At 70.1% G+C, this 17458-nt stretch carries 17 protein-coding genes; 4 read left to right on the top strand and 13 right to left on the bottom strand.

Annotated features, from left to right (window positions below; genetic code table 11):
• Nucleotides 1-33: 33 nt before the first annotated feature.
• Nucleotides 34-1269, bottom strand: coding sequence for a DUF445 domain-containing protein (locus tag ACZ7OH_RS13170; RefSeq protein ID WP_470281023.1), 1236 nt, complete (start codon nt 1267-1269; stop codon nt 34-36).
• Nucleotides 1270-1273: 4 nt separating this feature from the next.
• Nucleotides 1274-2065, bottom strand: a complete 792-nt coding sequence (locus ACZ7OH_RS13175; protein ID WP_400895941.1) for an Abi-alpha family protein — start codon at nt 2063-2065, stop codon at nt 1274-1276.
• Nucleotides 2066-2147: 82 nt separating this feature from the next.
• Between ACZ7OH_RS13175 and ACZ7OH_RS13180 the strand changes: the two genes are divergently transcribed.
• Nucleotides 2148-2969, top strand: a complete 822-nt coding sequence (locus tag ACZ7OH_RS13180; protein ID WP_470281024.1) for a maleylpyruvate isomerase family mycothiol-dependent enzyme — start codon at nt 2148-2150, stop codon at nt 2967-2969.
• A gap of 3 nt (nt 2970-2972) precedes the next feature.
• Here the strand turns inward: ACZ7OH_RS13180 and ACZ7OH_RS13185 are convergent, their stop codons facing one another.
• From ACZ7OH_RS13185 to ACZ7OH_RS13200, 4 genes are read right to left on the bottom strand one after another with little or no spacing between them, the layout of a single operon-like run.
• Nucleotides 2973-3422: a LapA family protein gene (locus ACZ7OH_RS13185; RefSeq protein WP_470281025.1), complete on the bottom strand. Its 450-nt coding sequence runs from the start codon at nt 3420-3422 to the stop codon at nt 2973-2975.
• Nucleotides 3423-3468: 46 nt separating this feature from the next.
• On the bottom strand, nt 3469-4608 hold the full coding sequence (locus ACZ7OH_RS13190; RefSeq protein ID WP_400895950.1) for a dipeptidase: 1140 nt from the start codon (nt 4606-4608) through the stop codon (nt 3469-3471).
• A 42-nt stretch (nt 4609-4650) separates the two neighbouring features.
• Nucleotides 4651-5253: an alpha/beta hydrolase gene (locus tag ACZ7OH_RS13195; protein WP_470281026.1), complete on the bottom strand. Its 603-nt coding sequence runs from the start codon at nt 5251-5253 to the stop codon at nt 4651-4653.
• Nucleotides 5250-6215 (bottom strand): ring-cleaving dioxygenase, encoded by a 966-nt coding sequence (locus ACZ7OH_RS13200; RefSeq protein WP_470281027.1) that lies wholly within the window; start codon nt 6213-6215, stop codon nt 5250-5252. Before ACZ7OH_RS13200 ends, ACZ7OH_RS13195 begins: the two co-directional genes overlap by 4 nt.
• A gap of 83 nt (nt 6216-6298) precedes the next feature.
• Here ACZ7OH_RS13200 and ACZ7OH_RS13205 point away from each other — a divergent pair, with 83 nt between their 5' ends.
• Nucleotides 6299-6745 carry a MarR family winged helix-turn-helix transcriptional regulator gene (locus ACZ7OH_RS13205; protein WP_400895958.1) on the top strand — a complete coding sequence of 149 codons (447 nt, stop codon included), beginning with the start codon at nt 6299-6301 and terminating at the stop codon, nt 6743-6745.
• A gap of 52 nt (nt 6746-6797) precedes the next feature.
• On the top strand, nt 6798-7178 hold the full coding sequence (locus ACZ7OH_RS13210; RefSeq protein ID WP_470281028.1) for a VOC family protein: 381 nt from the start codon (nt 6798-6800) through the stop codon (nt 7176-7178).
• A gap of 55 nt (nt 7179-7233) precedes the next feature.
• Here ACZ7OH_RS13210 and ACZ7OH_RS13215 read toward each other — a convergent pair whose 3' ends face one another.
• From ACZ7OH_RS13215 to ACZ7OH_RS13245, 7 genes are all read right to left on the bottom strand, one after another.
• Nucleotides 7234-8088, bottom strand: a complete 855-nt coding sequence (locus ACZ7OH_RS13215) for an amidohydrolase family protein (RefSeq protein ID WP_470281029.1) — start codon at nt 8086-8088, stop codon at nt 7234-7236.
• Nucleotides 8085-9629 carry a benzoate-CoA ligase family protein gene (locus ACZ7OH_RS13220; RefSeq protein WP_470281030.1) on the bottom strand — a complete coding sequence of 515 codons (1545 nt, stop codon included), beginning with the start codon at nt 9627-9629 and terminating at the stop codon, nt 8085-8087. Before ACZ7OH_RS13220 ends, ACZ7OH_RS13215 begins: the two co-directional genes overlap by 4 nt.
• A gap of 8 nt (nt 9630-9637) precedes the next feature.
• On the bottom strand, nt 9638-11059 hold the full coding sequence (boxB, locus tag ACZ7OH_RS13225; RefSeq protein ID WP_400895969.1) for a benzoyl-CoA 2,3-epoxidase subunit BoxB: 1422 nt from the start codon (nt 11057-11059) through the stop codon (nt 9638-9640).
• Nucleotides 11060-11064: 5 nt separating this feature from the next.
• Entirely contained in the window at nt 11065-12684 is a 1620-nt protein-coding gene (gene boxC, locus ACZ7OH_RS13230; protein ID WP_470281031.1) for a 2,3-epoxybenzoyl-CoA dihydrolase, read from the bottom strand.
• A 32-nt stretch (nt 12685-12716) separates the two neighbouring features.
• Nucleotides 12717-13154, bottom strand: coding sequence for a hypothetical protein (locus ACZ7OH_RS13235; RefSeq protein WP_470281032.1), 438 nt, complete (start codon nt 13152-13154; stop codon nt 12717-12719).
• Nucleotides 13155-13241: 87 nt separating this feature from the next.
• Complete coding sequence (locus ACZ7OH_RS13240) at nt 13242-14144, bottom strand: GNAT family N-acetyltransferase (protein WP_470281033.1); 903 nt, start codon at nt 14142-14144, stop codon at nt 13242-13244.
• A gap of 151 nt (nt 14145-14295) precedes the next feature.
• Nucleotides 14296-16722, bottom strand: coding sequence for a beta-glucosidase H (locus ACZ7OH_RS13245; protein ID WP_470281034.1), 2427 nt, complete (start codon nt 16720-16722; stop codon nt 14296-14298).
• Between the two features lie 74 nt (nt 16723-16796).
• Between ACZ7OH_RS13245 and ACZ7OH_RS13250 the strand changes: the two genes are divergently transcribed.
• Nucleotides 16797-17378, top strand: coding sequence for a TetR/AcrR family transcriptional regulator (locus ACZ7OH_RS13250; RefSeq protein WP_400895984.1), 582 nt, complete (start codon nt 16797-16799; stop codon nt 17376-17378).
• Nucleotides 17379-17458: the final 80 nt, after the last annotated feature.

The following is a 17458-nucleotide window of genomic DNA, read 5'->3' on the forward strand; positions in this document are numbered from 1 at the left end:
GCCGTTCGGGTGGAGTCGCTCGCCCTTCCGGGCTCAGGCCGCCAAGTGCTCCAGCAACAGCACCTGGCCTTCACCGACCGCGAACCCCAGCACCGCGCCCGTGGCGATCAGGATCCATTCGTCCTGTTCGAAGGCCGGCCGCAGCAGGCGCTCGAACTCGTGCGGGGAGAGCTGCTTCATCTTCGACACCAGCACGTTGCGGATGTCCATCGCGTCCGCCGCGTAGTCCTCGATGTACCGCATCGTCTCCGGCAACCGGGACATGATCTGCGACGCGATCGCCAGCTTCACGTCCTGGTACTTGCGGCTCCCCACCGCGAACACCAGCAACGGCTTCGCGACGCTCCCCAGCTCCCGGTCCAGCTGACGCTGGATCAGCGCCAAGACCCGGTCCGAGAGCGGCCCGTGCAGGATCGCCTCGATGACGTTGTGCGGGGTGATGATCTCCTTCGCGATCAACGACCCGTACGCCTCCGCGACCTCCGCGCGCCGCTTCAGGAACAGCCCCTGCCACGTGACGCCGAAGTACTTGCGCGGCTCGATCGGGTAGAAGATCATCCGCAGCGCCAGCCAGTCGGTGAACCAGCCGGTGAACAGGCCGAACAGCGGCATGATCAGCGGGAACTTGAACAGCACCCACGCCACCATCTGGATCACGCCGATCGCGCCGCCGAAGACCAGGCCGGAGCGGGCGATGAACTTGAACTCCTTCGCGCCCGCCTCCTGGAAGATGCGGTTCAGCAGGCGCTTGTCCTTGACCAGGCTGGTGACCACCATGCCCTTCAGGTCGAACACACTGTCCACATCGGACTTGATCAGGTCGAGCACCGCCGCGACCATGCGCGGCGACTCGTGCTGGACGCGCTCGATCACCAGCCGCTGGACGCGGACCGGCAGCGACTCCCACAGCCCCGGCTGGTAGTGCCCGGCCACCTCGCGGACGATGTCCTCGACGCCCGCCAGCAGCGGTTTCTCGATCTCCTGGGCGATCCGCCCGGCGTCCAGCCTCGCCACGACCTCGGCCGGCTGGATCAGCTGCTCGGTCATCGTGTCGCACGCGATGCTCGCCATCCGGGCCGCGCGCTTGGGCACGATGCCCTGCCAGCCGAGGAACGGCTTGACGCCGATGAACTCCACCGGCTGGAACATCATCCGGATCGCGACGAGCTTGGTGCCGTAGCCGATCAGCGCGGCCACGATCGGGATCGAGACGTAGAGGGGCCAGTGCTGCGCGAAGTCGGCGACGATGCCGCTGAGGAAGGCCCCCATCCGGCTACGCGAAACTCGGGTCGCAGGCCTGCCAGAACTGCGCCCCCAGGCGCGAGATGTGGATCGTCCGCCGGACGTACTTCGCGCGTTTGACGTGCTTCTCCGCGTCACGCACGGTTTCGTCGGTCAGCAGGATCTCGTACTGCGTCTCCAGCGACGGCACCTCTTCGTCGAGGTCGACCAGGCCGAGCCCGATCAGCCGCGTCACGTACCCGGGCACCTGGTCGGGCAGCGAGACCCCGGCCGCCTTGCCGACCGTCGACGCGTTGCGCAGCGCGACCCGGCCCGTGCCGCCGATGCCGGTCCGCTCGACGACGTCGACCGCGGGGAACGGCGAGCCGTCCGACAGCGCGGACAGGATGCGCGCCTCGTCGGGCGTCAGCTGGCGCAGGATGATCGCGTAGAAGTACTCGCGGGCGCGTTCGCGGCCGAAGCCGATGGAGTGGTTGAGCAGCTCGGCCATCGCGGCGCGCAGCGGCTCGGCGTGGTTGTCCCGCGCGGGCACGAGCGTGACGCTGGCTTCGACCTTCCCGGGCACCGCCGGGCGGTTCATCGCCGACGCCGCGGTCAGCGCCGCGTGGTACGGGTCGTCGACCTCGTCGAGCCGGCGCCGCAGCTCGGCCAGCAGCTGGTGCTCCACCTGCCGCACCGTGCGTTCGGCGGTCTCGACGCCGGGGAGCTTGCGCCCGAGCGCGAAGCTGGTGCGCGCGGCCCAGCCCGCCAGCTGCCCGGCGCGGCGCGCCAGGTCGGCCACCTCGTCGCCGGTGCCCCGGCCGTTCGGTCGCTCTGCGTTCACCGGCGAACTCCCCTCTGCGTACGGGCTGATGCTACCTGCGGGTAGGCCGAACAGCGGTGTGACGACCGGCATTATGTGCGACATGAGTCCGACGCGCTGGGGCCCGCCGATCGACGTCCTCCCGTACTTCTCGAAAGAGGAGCAGGCGCTGATGACGCTGCTCGGCGCGCTGACCGACGAAGACTGGACGCGCCCGACGATGTGCGCGGGCTGGACGGTCAAGGACGTCGCCGCCCACCTGCTGGGCGACAAGGTCGGCCGGCTGTCCCGCGGCCGCGACGGGCACACCGCGCAAGCCCCCCGTCCGGGGGAGGCCTTCCCGCGGTTCATCGACCGGCTCAACGAGGAGTGGGTCGTCGCGTGCCGCCGGCTCTCGACGGACGTCCTGCTCACGATGATGTACGAGTTCATGGGCCAGACGACGGAGTACTGGGCGAAGCTCGATCTCGACGTCGAAGGCGAGCCGGTGAGCTGGGCGGGCGACGAGCCGGCCCCGCGCTGGCTGGACGCGGCTCGCGACTATTCGGAGTTCTGGGTCCACCACGTCCAGATCCGTGAGGCCCTGGAGCACACGCCGCTGGAAGCCGAGTACGCCGAGCCGATCGCCGACACTTTCGTCCGCGCGCTGCCGCACACCCTGCGCGACGTCGATGCGCGCGTCGGCAAGCAGGTCGGCTACACGGTGACCGGCGCCGGCAAGTGGCACGCGCGCCGCGAGCGCGACGGCTGGACGCTCGACCGCGGCGCCCCGCCGTCGCGCACACCGCTGGCCACCGTGACGACGGACCTGGACACGTTCTGGCGGCTCTGCACGAGGAACGCCGCCGACCTCGGCCGCGTCCGGACCACCGGGGACGAAAACGTTTGCGCGCAGGTGCTGACGATGACGTCGATCATCGTCTGAGGCTCAGCGGCGGCGCGCCTGCTTCCGCAGCTGCAGGATCCGGGCGCCGCCGATCAGCGCGACCAGCGCCGCCCCGCCGATGGCCGAGAACAGCATCGCGATGGCCAGCGGCAGGCTGCCCTCGGCGCCGAAGAAGTGCACGGTCACCGAGTCCAGGTTCTGCAGGATGAAGATCAGCAGCACGATCAGCACGACCAGGCCGGCGATGACCGCGACCCAGGTCCCGCTGATCCGCGTCGGCCGCGGCTTCCTGGCCGCGGGCCTGCTGGGCGCCGGCCGGACCGGCGTGACCTCCTCGGGGCCGGGCCGGACGTCGCCCGCCCGCAGCTCGGCGGGTTCGAGAGCGCCCTCGGGCACCTCGTTCTCACCCAGTTGATGGCGGCCGCTTCCGGGCAGGTCTTGGCTGGTGGGGCCGGTGGGGCGGTCGGCCGCGCCCCCGCGCGCGTGCGTCATGTGCCCAGTGTCCGTCCGGCACGCGGGGAGCGCCGTGCCAAACCCCCTAACGGGCGAAGCCGTCGACCTCCCGCAGTACGCGGAGCGTGTTCTTCCCGGCCAGCTTCGCGCAGTCTTCCTCACTCCACCCGCGCTCGAGCAGAGCCGCGAACAACACCGGGTACTTGGACGTGTCCTCCAGGCCCTCCGGCAGCGTGCCGACGCCGTCGTAGTCGCCGCCGAGGCCGATGTGGTCGATCCCGGCGACCTCGCGGGCGTGCTCGACGTGCGCGACGACGTCCTCGACGGTGGCCTTCGGCTTGACCGGGCCGTCCCACTCCTTCACGAACTCGCCGCGCTGGGCGAGGTTGCGGTACTCCTGGCCGGCGGCCTCCATCGCGGCCTTCAGCTCCTGGTCCCACGCGCTGACCTTCGGCGAGATGAACGCCGGCACGAACGTGGTCATCGCGACGCCGCCGTTGCCGGGCAGCAGCGCGAGGACGTCGTCGGGGATGTTGCGCGGGTGGTCGTTGACCGCGAGGCACGAGGAGTGGCTGAAGATCACCGGCACCGAGCTGACCTCGATCGCCGCGCGCATGGTCGTCGGCGCGACGTGCGAGAGGTCGACCATCATGCCGATCTTGTTCATCTCGCGCACGACGTCGCGGCCGAACTCGGTGAGCCCGCCGTGGGCCGGCTCGTCGGTGCCCGAGTCGGCCCAGGTGGTGTTGAAGTTGTGCGTCAGCGTCATGTACCGGACGCCGAGGCGGCGCAGGATCCGCAGCACGCCGAGCGACTCGGCGATGCTGTGGCCGCCTTCGGCGCCGAGCAGCGACGCGATCCGGCCGTCGGCGAACGCGGCCTCGGCCTCGTCGGCGGTGTCCACCAGCCGGAGCCGGTCGGGGTAGCGCTCGGCCAGCTGGTGGACGACCTCGATCTGCTCCAGCACGGCGGTCACCGCGCTGTGGCCCTCGAACTCACACGGCACGTACACCGACCAGAACTGCATGCCGAGCTTCCCGTCGGCGAGCTTCGGGAAGTCGGTGTGCAGGGCGGGCTGCCGGACGGTCAGGTCGAGCGACGCGACCGCCTCGACCGGGTTCGGGCCGCCGTGCTGGCGCAGCTCCCACGGGAGGTCGTTGTGCCCGTCGGCGAGGATGACGGCGTCCAGCAGTTTCGTAGCACGCTGTAGTGCCTCGTTAGTCATCGCCCGATCGTAGGGCGAGCCGATATACGCTCCGTACAAACGTCAGCTCATGATCCACTTCGCGGCCGCGCGGACGCCGTCGAGCGTGATCTGGTGGCCGCCGGGGTGGCGCTGCGTGACGACGTCGGCACCGCGTTCGCGCAGCAGCCGGATCAGCTCCTCGGTGAACGCTAGTGGCGCCATCGGGTCGCGTTCGCCGTTGGCCAGGAAGACTCTCGTGGCGGAAAGGTCCAGCTCCGGGGGTTCCGGGACCGGCGACATCGCCGCGAACAACGCGGCTTCGCGGACGACCTCCGGCCGCAGCAGCGTCACCGCCGCCGCGATGTTGGCGCCGTTCGAGAACCCGACGGCGACCAACCGCCGGTCACCGAGGCCGTACTTCTCGCGGGCTTCGACGACGAAGTCCGCGAGCTCGTTCGCGCGCTTGACGACGTCCTCGTGGTCGAAGACACCCTCGGCGAGCCGCCGGAACCAGCGCGCGGCACCGTGTTCGGACACCGGGCCGGCCGGAGCCAGCACGGCGGAGTCCGGGCTCAGCTCGCGCGCCAGGCCGAGCAGGTCGTCCGGGCCGCCGCCGGTGCCGTGCAGCAGGAGCAGCAGCGGCGCGTCCGGCGAGCCTTCGACGTACTTGTGCTCGAGCGTCATGACAGCTCCGGGTTGTTCTCGGCGGGGAGGTTGAGCACGGGGAGCATGTGCTGGATCTCTTCGCGGCGCGGCTCCAGCCACGGCGGCAGCTTGAGCGCGCGGCCCAGTTCCAGCAGCGGCTCGTCAATGGCGAAGCCCGGTTCGTCGGTCGCGACCTCCAGGAGCGTGCCGCCCGGCTCGCGGAAGTAGATCGAGCGGAAGTACTGGCGGTCCAGGATGGACGTGACGTGCACGCCCTGGTCGACGAGCTCTTCGCGCCAGGTCTTCTGGGTCTCCTCGTCCGGCGCGCGCCAGGCGACGTGGTGCACGGTGCCCGCCGCTACCAGCCCGCGCGGCGCGTCCGGCGTCACGAGGACGTCGACCAGCGCGCCCGGCCCGCCTTCACCGGCGGCGAAGCGCAGGCGGTTGCTGTCCTGGTTGGCGAAGGTGAGGCCGAGGCCGTCGGTGAGCATGCCGGCCGTGGCGTCCTCTTTGTTCACCGACAGCGTCACCGAGTGCAGGCCGCGGACGGCGTGTTCGGCCGGGACCAGCTCGGTGTCCCAGGGGTCGCGCGGGTCGCCCTGCGGGTGCGCGACCAGAGCGAGCTTCAGGCCGTCGGGGTCGCGGAAGGTGAGCGTCTCTTCGTCGTCGGCGTTGCGGACCTGGCCGGTCTCGACGCCGTTGGCGGCCAGGTGCTGCTTCCACCAGCCCAGGGACGCTTCGGGGATGGAGAACGACGTGGTCGTCGCCTGCCCGGTGCCGTGGCGGCCGCTCGGCGCGTCGGGCCACGGGAAGAAGGTCATCAGCGAGCCCGGCTTGCCGGAGCTGTCGCCGTAGTAGAGGTGGTAGGTGCCCGGGTCGTCGAAGTTCACGGTGGTCTTCACCAGCCGCAGGCCCAGGGTCCGCAGGTAGAAGTCGGCGTTGCGCTGCGGGTCGCCGCCGATCGCGGTGACGTGGTGCAGGCCGGACGTCTTGATCGACATGGTTGCCTCCTGGTGACAAGGTAACCGCAGAACCTCTCGCGCGCAAGATATATTCCGTGCAGACTTTCGGGTAGGCTGGCACGGTGGATCCGAAGACCGACGACGACGAGATCGTCACGTGGTGGGGCCTGGTGATCGAGGGCTACCTGGCCACGCAGGACAAGCTGCTGGGCGAGATCGCCGACCGCCTCGGCCTCGCGCCGGCGTCGTTCGACATCCTGCTGCGCCTGGTCCGCTCGCCCGAGCACCGGATGCCGATGACCAAGCTGGCCACCGAGGCCGCGCTGTCCAGCGGCGGTTTCACGAAGGTGGCCGACCGCCTGGTCGCGGCGGACCTGATCTGCCGCGTCCCGAGCCCGGACGACCGCCGCGTCACGTTCGCGGCGCTGACCGACCACGGGCTCGACATGGCCAACAAGGCCCGGTCCGCGGCGGCGGAGATCCTGCGCCGCATCGTGCTGACCCCGCTGGGTGACGACGCCGAGGGACTCGCGGAAGCCATGCGGACACTGCGCGCGTTCAACGCCTGACGTTGAAAAAGCTTCGCTGGTCAGCGGTTTCGGCAGCGCGCACGATGGGTCCATGCTGACCGAATCGACGATCACGACGATGCTTCCGGTGACCGACAGCGAACGCGCCGGCCACTTCTACGCGGACTCCCTGGGCCTGAAGCAGTCGGGGAAGGGCGAAGACGGAACGCTGTACTTCGCGGCGGGCGCGGGCGCGATCGGCCTCCGTGAGATGCCGGCGGGCGCGCAGAGCGAAAACACGGCGCTGAGCTTCGAGGTTTCGGACCTCCCGGCCGAAGTCAAAGCCTTGGAGGACCGCGGGGTGCGGTTCCAGGACTTCGAGATGGAGGGCCTGAAGACGGTGGCCCACATCGCCGAGCTGGGCAACGAGCGGGCGGCGTGGTTCAACGACTCCGAGGGCAATGTGCTTTGCCTGCACCAGGTGCTCGGCTGAGCCTCTGGGGGCGCGGGGGTGCCGGAGTGTCACCGGCACCCCCGCGTGCGCACCCTCAGGCGAGCGAGGGCATCAGCTTGATCGCGTTGCCCGACAGCACCCCGGTCAGCACGTCCTCCGGCAACCCGAGCCCGAGCAACGTCCGGACGTTCGCCGCCACCGACGGCACGCCGGGCCAGTCCGTCCCGAACACGAACTTGCCCGCCAGCCGGGCGAAGTCGAACCGCTGGTAGTACTCGGGCAGCTTCTTCGGCGGCAGCCCGGCCAAGTCGAGCCAGACGTTCTCACGCGCCAACGCGAGGAACGCCGCCACGTCGTACCACCACCCGCGACCGCCGTGGGCGAAGACGAACTGCAGCGACGGGAAGTCTTCGACCACATCGGACATCAGCTCGGGATTCCCGAAACTCGTGCGAGCCCCGGGGAAGCTCGACGTTCCCGAGTGGAGGATCACCGGCACCCCACGCTCCGCGCACAACGAGTAGACCGGGTACAGCTCCTTGTCCGCCGGGGAAAACGCGCCGTGCACCGGGTGGATCTTCAGCGCCACCGCGCCCAGGTCCAGCTGCCGCGCCACCTCCGCCGCCGGCGGGTGGTGCAGGTACGGGTTGACGTTCGCCACCAGCCGGAAGCGCGTCGGGTTGTGCTCCACCAGTGGCAGGTTGTCCTCGATGGACTGGATCCCCGTCGCCCGCGGGCTGTACTCGCAGAACAGCAGCACCCGGTCGACGCCCTCGGACTCCATCAGCTCGTCCATCGCCGAGGGGACCACCGAGCCGTCGGAGGAGTACACCGAACGCCACGGGTAAGACCCCGCGAAGTCGTGCGCCCACTGGAGCCAGGCGGGTTTGAGCGTCGGCAAGCGCGGTGTGTGGACGTGCGCGTCGACCACGAAGTACCCGTCGATCACGGACTGGGCACCACCCGCAGCACATCGCGGACCTGCTCGCGGATCACGTTGCGGCGGATCTTGCCCGTCGCCGTCTTCGGCAGTTCCGCCAGTTCGACCACTCCTCGCGGGCGCTTGAACGCCGCGAGGCCCTCGCGGCAGAACTCGATCAGCTCGTCCGGGTCCACGGTAACCCCCGGCGCGGCGACCACGCACGCCACCGGCTTGTCGAGCCCGTCGGCGTCCGGCGCGGCGACCACCGCCACCTCCGCCACCGCGGGGTGCAGGCGCAGCCGTTCCTCCACTTCGGACGGTGACACCCAGATCCCGCCCGCCTTCAGCATGTCGCCGAACCGGCCCAGGCAGGTGAACGTGCCGTCCTCGTTGCGCACGTAGCTGTCGCCGGTCCGCAGCCACTCGCCCTGGAACACCAGCTTCGTCGCGTCGTACCGGGCCCAGTAGCCGGTCGCCGTCGACGGGCCGGCCACGAACAGCTCGCCCGGCTTGCCGGCGGCGTCGATCACCGCGCCGGCCTCGTCGCGGATCTGCAGGGAGTACCCCGGCACGGCGACGCCGGTGGTGCCCGGCCGCACCGCACCGGGCCGGTTCGACAGGAAGATGTGCAACGCTTCGGTCGAGCCGATGCCGTCCAGGATCTCCAGGCCGAAGCGGGCGCGGAACCGTTCGAACAGCGACGCGGGCAGCGGCTCGCCCGCCGAAACCGCGTGCCGCACCGAGGCGAACGAGTCGTCCGGGACGTCGCTGGCGAGCAATGCCGCGTAGAACGTCGGGACGGCGAAGAACAACGACGGCCGCTCCTCGCGCGCGCGTCTGGCGAACAACGCCGGCGTCGGACGTGACGGCTCGAGCAGCGTCGCCCCGCCCGCGCCCAGCGGGAAGAAGCACGAATTGCCCAGCCCGTAGGCGAAGAAGAGCTTCGGCACGGACAGGAACCGGTCGACCGGCGTCGTCGCCAGCACGCCGCGCGCGTACGTCTCGCACACCGCGCGGATGCTCGCGTGCCGGTGCATCGCCCCTTTCGGCTGTCCCGTCGTGCCCGACGTGTACAGCCACAACGCGGGCGAGTCCTCCCACGTCCGTCCACTTCGGAACGAGCCGGTCAGCGACGACCACCCGTGCGTGCGGACACCGAACCCGGCCGCGTCCGCCCGGTCCAGCAGGACGTCGGTGACCTCGGGCGCGAAGCCCAGCGCCGTCACGGCCTGCTCGGCGAACTCACCGGACACGCACAACACGCGCGCGCGGGAGTCGGCCAGCATCTGGCCGAGCTCGAGCCCGGTGACCATGGTCGAGACGGGCACGGCGACCGCGCCGGCGAGCATCGCGCCGAGGATGCCGGTGAGCAGCTCGACGTCGTCGACCATGCAGAACATGACGCGCTCTTCGGGCCGCACGCCGAGCTCGACGAGCCCGCCCGCGACGCGGCGGGACTCCTCGGCCAGCTCGGCGTAGGTGAGGGTGCGGCGGGGCGACACGACCGCGGTCGCGTCCGGGTGCCCGGCCGAAAGCAGGTACTCCGCGGCGTTGAACGCTGTCGCCACCAGACCTCCTACGTGAGGTACACGTACTCGTAGTCGAAGGGCTTCCCGTTGATGCCCTGCCGCGGCGGGGCCACCCAGCTCGCGATCTTCCCCCGCTCGTACACCGGGTGCATCAGCGAGCGGACGAACGCGAGGTCCTCGGTGGTGGGCAGCCACTTGCGTTTGCCGGCTTCCCAGGTCGCCTCGTCGACGATGGTGCCGTCGGGAGTGACGTGGTGGCCGGAGTTTATGCCGACTTCGCGGTTGAAGCCAGGGTGCGGCAACCGGAACACGTGGTCGATACCGGCCTCGGAGAGGATCTTGTTCCAGCGGTTGACGCCGGTCTGGCAGTCGGCCACGTACTCGCTGCGCAGATCGAGGTTGAGCAACAGGATCGCCTGCAGCTCCTCGGACGTCCACGTGCCGTCGGCGGCCGGCTTCTCCAGCGTGCGGGCGTCGTCGGTGAGCTTGTGGTCGTCCTTGCGGCGGGTCTCCTGCCAGCGGCCCTTGAGCCCGGCGGTGTAGTAGTTCGCCGCGTTGGTCGACGTCTCGCTGCCGAACAGGTCGAGGGACACGGTGTAGTGGAAGTTGATGTACTTCTGGATGACGTCGAGCGGGATCCCGCCGTGCGGGCCGATGTCGAGCGTGTCGTGCTCGCGGATCAGCTCGGCGCTGCGGATCACCACGCGGTCGACGCCGGTGGTGCCGACCATCATGTGGTGCGCCTCCTCCTTCAGCATGAACTCGCACGTGCGCGAGAGCGGGTCGAAGGAGGACTCCTTGAGCGTGCCGAGCTGGTACTTCCCGTCGCGGTCGGTGAAGTAGGTGAACATGTAGAAGGCCAGCCAGTCGGCGGTCTCCTCGTTGAACGCGCCGAGGATGCGGGGCGCGTCGGGGCTACCCGAGTTGCGCAGCAACAGCCCTTCGGCCTCGTCGCGGCCTTCGCGGCCGAAGTAGGCGTGCAGCAGGTACACCATCGCCCACAGGTGCCGGCCTTCTTCGACGTTGACCTGGAACAGGTTGCGCAGGTCGTAGAGGCTCGGCGCGGTGAGCCCGAGGAGCTTCTGCTGCTCGACGGACGCGGGCTCGGTGTCGCCCTGAATGACGATCAGCCGCTGCAGGTCGGCGCGGTACTCGCCGGGCACCTGCTGCCAGACCGGCTCGCCCTGGTGCTCCCCGAAGGCGATCCGCCGGTCCGGGTCGCGCTCGGCGAGGAAGATGCCCCAGCGATAGTCGGGCACGTTGACGTGGTCGAAGTGCGCCCACCCCTCGCGGCCGACGCTGACCGCGGTGCGCAGGTAGACGCCCTGGGTCTCCAGCGTCGGGCCCATCTCGCCCCACCAGTGCATGAACTTCGGCTGCCAGCCCTCCAGCGCGCGCTGCAGCCGCCGGTCCTCGGAGAGGTTGACGTTGTTCGGGATCTTGGCGTCGTAGTCGATCTTCTCGGGCATCTGCGCTAGACCCGCTTCCTGTCGAAGACGGCCTTCTGACCGGTACCGTAGCGGCGCAGCGCGCCCTCCGGCCCGGACGCGTTGGGCCGGGTGAAAATCCAGTTCTGCCAAGCCGCCAGCCGGCCGAAGATCTTGGTCTCGACGGTCTCGGGACCGACGAACCGGTGGTTGGCCTCCATGCCGGTGAGCGCGTCCGGCGACAGCGACGCCCGGCCTTCGAGCGCGATCCGGATCTCGTCCTCCCAGTCGAGGTCGTCCGGGGCGTCGGTGACCAGGCCGAGTTCGACGGCTTCGGCCGCGCTCAGCTCGTGGTCCTTTTCGCGCGCGAGCCAGGCGAGGTGGTCGTCGTCGCCGTAGAACCGCGTCTGCAGGCGGGTCAGGCCGTTGCCCATCGGGAACGGGCCGAAGTTGGCTTCGGACAGACGGATCGTGGCTCGTTCCTCGGACTCTTCGTCGTCGATCGGCGGGCCGTCGAGGATGTACTGGCGGTCGGCGGCCAGCGCGAGTTCGAGCAGCGACCCGGCGAAGCAGCTGCCGGGTTCGATCAGCGCGATCAGCGTGCGGCTGGTGACGTCGAGCCGCTTGAGCGTGCGCTTGAAGTACTGCGTGATCTCGTTGCCCAGCCAGTCCTTCGCGCCGAGGACGGCTTGTTCGTGCGCGAGCACCTTCTCCGGGTCGCCCTGCGTTTTCAGGATCCACGTGCCGGCTTCGACCTCGTTGGTGCGCAGCCGCAGGATGGCGTCGTCCAGCTCGCGGGTCATGGCGAGGAACCAGCCGTTCGCGCCTTCTTCGTGCAGGTCACCGGGGTCGTTCTCGGGCCCCTTGACGGTGATGGTGGCCTGGTCCTTCCCGACCTCGATGTCGACATAGCGATGTTCCAGCGGGGTCAGCTCGATGCCGCCCTCACCGGTCCGGTCGGACTCGCGCGCGATCTCCCGAGCCCGTTTCGCCACGGCCTCGCGGAACCCCTGGCGCGGCACCAGCTCGTCGACCAGCCGCCAGTCGACCGCCGTCTTGCCCTTGACGCCGTCGGGGCGCGTCGCGAAGACGTCGGCGAGGTCCTTGCGCACCCGCCGCTTGTCGACGACGCGGGTCAGGCCGCCGGTGCCGGGCAGCACGCCGAGCAGCGGCACCTCGGGCAGCGCGACCGTCGAGGAGCTGTCGTCGATCAGGAGGATCTTGTCGCAGGCCAGCGCAATCTCGTAGCCGCCGCCGGCGCAGGTCCCGTTCACCGCGGCGACGTACGTCTGGCCGGAGTGCGCGGTGGCGTCCTCCATGCCGTTGCGGGTCTCGTTGGTGAACTTGCAGAAGTTCACCTTCCAGTGGTGCTCGGACGCGGCGAGCATCCGGATGTTCGCCCCGGCGCAGAAGACCTTGTCCTTCGCGCTGGTCACCACCACCACGCGAACCTCGGGGTGCTCGAACCGCAGCCGCTGGGTGGCGTCGTACAGCTCGATGTCGACGCCGAGGTCGTAGGAGTTGAGCTTGAGCTCATAGCCCTCGACGAGGCCGCCCTGCTCGTCGACGTCCATTTCCAGCCACGCGACCTCCCCGTCGAACTGGAGGCGCCAGTGGCGGTACTCGTCCGGACGACGGTCGAAGGTAACCGGTGTGGTGGTGGTCACTCACCCGATTGTCTACACAGGTCCGACGAACGTCAATGTTGTGTAGAAACTTGATCTCGCGAGGTCACCCGGTTGAGCACCGACCACGCCCACGTTACGAACACCCACAGGGCGAGCGCTGCCGCCGAGTCGGTGAAGATCGTGGCGAACCAGAAGGCCGGGATCCGCGGCACGCCGACCAGGAAGTGACCGGCGCTGGCCAGCCCGGACAGCGAGTAGACCAGCAGGAACGCGAGCGCGCGCGGGTAGCTGCCCCGCTCGTACGCGCGGTAGCCGAGCCAGCCGAACGCCGTGAACAACACCCAGCCGAAGGCCACGACGACCTGCGCGACCGGCACCGAGATCCCCGGGATCTGCGGGTAGTCCGCCGCCCGGATGACGTTGTGCGCGTAGTGCAGCGTCGTGCTGAGCAGCGAGAAGCCGAGGATCACGCGGAGCGGCTTCAGCCCCTTCTCGTGCAGAACGTCCATCACGGGCCCCCTGTCCGATTTGATAGATCGCTCTAGCGACGGTACCGCTCGGCGGCCGCGCCGGGCAAGACGCGGCCGCCCGCGGTGTCACACCAGGTCGATGCGGTGCTGCGTCACCGGGTAGCCGGCCTTGGCGAACGCCTTGGCCATCGGCACGTTGCCGACGTCGGTGCCCGCGACGATCTGCTCCGCGCCGTACCCGACGAGGTCGTGCGTGGCCTCGACCACCAGGTCGTAGGCGTAGCCCTTCCCGCGCTGCTCGGGCACGACGGCGATGTACCCGACGACCGGGTCGTACGCGTTGCGGCTGGGCAGCGTGAGCCCGACGAGCTCGCCTGCGGGCGTGTACGCCAGCCGCCACCAGTCCCGCGGCGCCGGCATCCACAGCATGATGTCGAGGTCCTCGCGGGCGGCCGCCTCGAGGCCGTGCTCTTCGACCGTCTTGCGCACGTGCGCGTCGAGGCTGCCGACGTGCACGCGCCGGAAGACGTCGAGGAAGACGTCGTCGTCCGGCTCGGGCCGGAACTCGAGCCGGCCGGGCTTCTTCGGCAGGCCGTTTTCCGGCGTCCAGCAGAACCGGTAGCGCTCGACGAGCTTGCGGTAGCCCGCCTTCTCGGCCGCGTCGACGCGGATGGCGACCTCGTGCGCGACGTCCGGGTCGTCCTGCCACGCGGGCGGCGTGGTCAGCGAGTACTCCGCGCGCAGCGGCACCTTCTTCAGCAGCTCGACACCCGCGTCGAAGTCGGTGAAGTCGAACCAGTCGAGCGCGATCGGCGTCTCGTCCTTCGGCGTGCCCCACCAGGCGGCCCGCGCCACGACGACGTCGTCGCGCAGGGCGACCCACACCCACTCGGGCCGGTACTCGCCCTTCGCCGCCATCTCGGTGAAGTCGTTGCCGAGCAGCTTGCGGCCGACGAGACCGCGGTCGGGCAGGGAGGTGAACAGTGCTTCTTCGCCCGCTTCGAGCGGGCGGATGACCAGATCGGTCACGGGGGTCCTTCCAGGAGTACGCGCTCCCGGTCAGGTACCCGGCACCCTCGTTCCGAGGTGGGAGCGCGTGATCGGTCGGGTGATCATCGGTCCCACCTCCTTTCGCTGATCATGGGTGCCCGGGTGAAGTTAGGGGCCGGCCCACCGCGCGTCAACGTATTTTCTGGAGGACGACTCGCGTGCTCAGCCGCGGCTGGTCGTAGGAGTGCGACGCCTCCAGGACGTACTCGCCGGCGATGTGCTGCCAGCCGTCGCGCCAGACCTCGGCCGACCTCGGCGCGATGACGATGTCGGTCTCGACGGCCTCGCCGGGCCCGGCTTCGACGCTCGCGAAGCCGGCGAGCCAGCGGGGCGGCCGGTCGCCGCGCTCGGTCGGGGCCAGGTAGAGCTGGACGACTTCGCGCCCCTTCCGCGTTCCCGAGTTGCGTACGCGGACTCGGACGCGCGCGCCGCCTTCGTCGTCCGGGTAGACGTCGAGTTCCTCGTACACCCAGGTCGTGTAGCCCTGGCCGTGGCCGAACCAGTACGCGGGCCGGGTTTCTGCGCGCGCCCAAGCGCTGTAGCCGATGTAGACGCCTTCGCTGTACTCGAGGACGCCTTCTTCCGGCGTCACGTCGGTGACCGGCGCGTCTTCGAGCTTCGCCGGCCAGGTCGTCGGCAAGCGGCCGCCGGGCTCTTCGCGGCCGAAGAGGACGTCGGCGAGCGCGTCGCCGGCCGCCTGGCCGGGGAACCACGTGAGCAGCACCGCGGCGACGTCGGCGCGCCACGGCAGTTCCACCGGGGAGCCGGCGTTGACGACGACCACGGTGTTGGGGTTGGCCTTCGCGACCCGGGTGACGAGTTCGTCCTGCCTTCCCGGCAGCGCCAGGGAAGTCCGGTCGAAGCCCTCGCTCTCGACCTCGGCGGTGGTGCCGACCACGACGACGGCGACGTCCGACTTCCCCGCCAGGGCAACGGCTTCGTCGAGGGCGGCGTCCGGGGCGGGGACCGGGCCGCGGTGGCCGAGCGCGAAGGTGACCCAGGCGAACGTGCCGCGCGCGAACTCCGCCATCTCCGACGGGATCCAGTACGTCAGGCTGACGTCGACGAGCTCGCCCGCGGTCAGCTCGACCTCGCGGCGCTGCTCGATCACCTGCATGATCGAGGTGAAGACGTCGCCGCCTTCGGGCAGGTTGACGCCGTCGAAGAGGGTCTGGCCGCCGACCGTGAGGCGCAGGTCGCCGGGGCCGGTGACGGCGAAGGTGTGCGTGCCGCCGCGTTCCGGCAGGTAGGTGCCGTGGATTTCGACCGACGCGAGCGTGGTCAGGTCGAGCCCTTCCGGCAGCTCGCCGATCCAGGTGATCTTGGCTTCCCTGAGCGGAAATTCAGCCAATCGGGTGCCGTCCGCGGCTTTGGCGGTCGCGCGGAGCCGGAAATTGTCGGTGGCCGGCGGTAGCGTCGTTCGCGGATCGGCACCGAGGGCGTACGCCAGGTCGGTGCCCGGGGGAACGGCCTTGCGGAGGCCGTCGAGAGGGGAGACGACGTGATCCGGGAACACGGTGGCGCTGCCGCCGCCGAGGATTTTGGGGTCCTCGGCCAGCGCACCGATCAGGGCGATGCTCTGCGGCTGCTTGAGCGGGAGTACCCCGGTTTCGTTGCTGAGCAGCACGAACGACCGGTGCGCGACCTCGCGCGCGATCGCTTCGCCGTCCATAGTGGACTGTGCCGCGCCGGCGCTGCCGCCGAGCGCGCCGGTCCGGTGGGCCAGCAGGAGCACGCGGCGGACCATGTCGTCGACGACCTCTTCGTCGACTTCGCCCCCGCGCACGGCTTCCGCGAGCTGTTCGCCGAAAACCGTGCGGGGGCCAGGCATCGCGACGTCGAGGCCGCCGTTGGCGGAGGCGACGGTGTCGCGCGCGGCCAGCCAGTCGGAGACGACGAAGCCGTCGAAACCCCATTCGTCGCGCAGCACGCCGTTGAGGAGTCCGGCGTGCTGGGTCATCGTGGTGCCGTTGACGCTGTTGTAGGCGGCCATGATCCCCCACGGCTTCGCCCGCCGGACGATGAGTTCGAAGGGCGCGAGGTAGAGCTCGCGCAGCGCGCGCTCGCCGACGTGGACGTCGGCGGTGAAGCGTTCGGTCTCGAAGTCGTTGGCGACGAAGTGCTTGACCGTGACGGCGACCCCGCCGTCCTGCACGCCGGTGACGTAGCCGGCGCCGATCATCCCGGTGAGGAGGGGATCTTCCGAGTAGCACTCGAAGTGGCGGCCGCCCAGGGGCGAGCGCTGGAGGTTGACCGTCGGGGCGAGCAGGACGTGCACGCCCTTGCGGCGGGCTTCCTGCGCGAGCAGCCGGCCGACGCGCACGGCCAGCCGCGGGTCCCAGCTCGCGGCGAGCGCCGTCGGGCTGGGGAGCGTCACCGAGGGGTCGTCCGGGCTCCACCGGACTCCGCGCACGCCGACCGGGCCGTCGGAGAGCACGAGGGAGTCCAGGCCGAGGTCCGGCAGGGCGGGCAGGCTCCAGACGTCCTGGCCGGCGAGGAGCCTCGCCTTGGCGTCCAGATCGAGCCCGGCCAGCAACGCATCGACGTCGAAGCTCATGGGCACTTACCCTACCTGGCGGCGAGTAGTGAACGTTACGGTTTCGTGACAGCGCGTCCCGTAGGCTCGGGATCATGACCCGGGCCAGGGGCGCCGACCGCCGCGCGAGCATCGTCCGAGCGGCGTTCGAAGTGATCGCCGAACGCGGCTACCGGGGCACCTCGCTGGCGGCCGTGGCCGACCGCGTCGGGCTGACGCAGCAGGGGCTGATGCACTACTTCCCCACGAAGGAAGACTTGCTGACGGCGGTGCTGGAGACCCGCGACGAGTGGGACTTGCTGCACTTCGGGCACGCCCCACCGGGCGACGAGTCGGCGATGACGGTCAACCAGCTGGCCGACCTGGTCGACTACAACGCGACGCGGCCGGGCATAGTCCAGACGTACACGGTGCTGTCAGCGGACAGCGTCACGGACGACCACCCGGCGCGCGAGTACTTCCACGACCGGTATCGGCGAGTGCGCGCGGGCATGACGCAGATGCTGGAACGCCACCGCGACGAACTGCCCCCGGGGACAACGCCGGAGCAGCTGGCCCCGATCGCGATCGCGATCCTGGACGGCCTGCAGCTGCAGTGGCTGCTGGACCCCTCGGAGGTCGACATGTCGGCGGGGTTCCGCACGTTCTTGACGTTGCTGGGCATCAAACCGGACTGACGGCCCGCGCCGGCGGCGGTGCGACATCGGCGAGGGCCGCGGCTCTGTTCCGGCCGACCGGCTGCCGGTGGCCCGATTCG

This window comes from Amycolatopsis sp. NPDC114478, assembly GCF_055633805.1.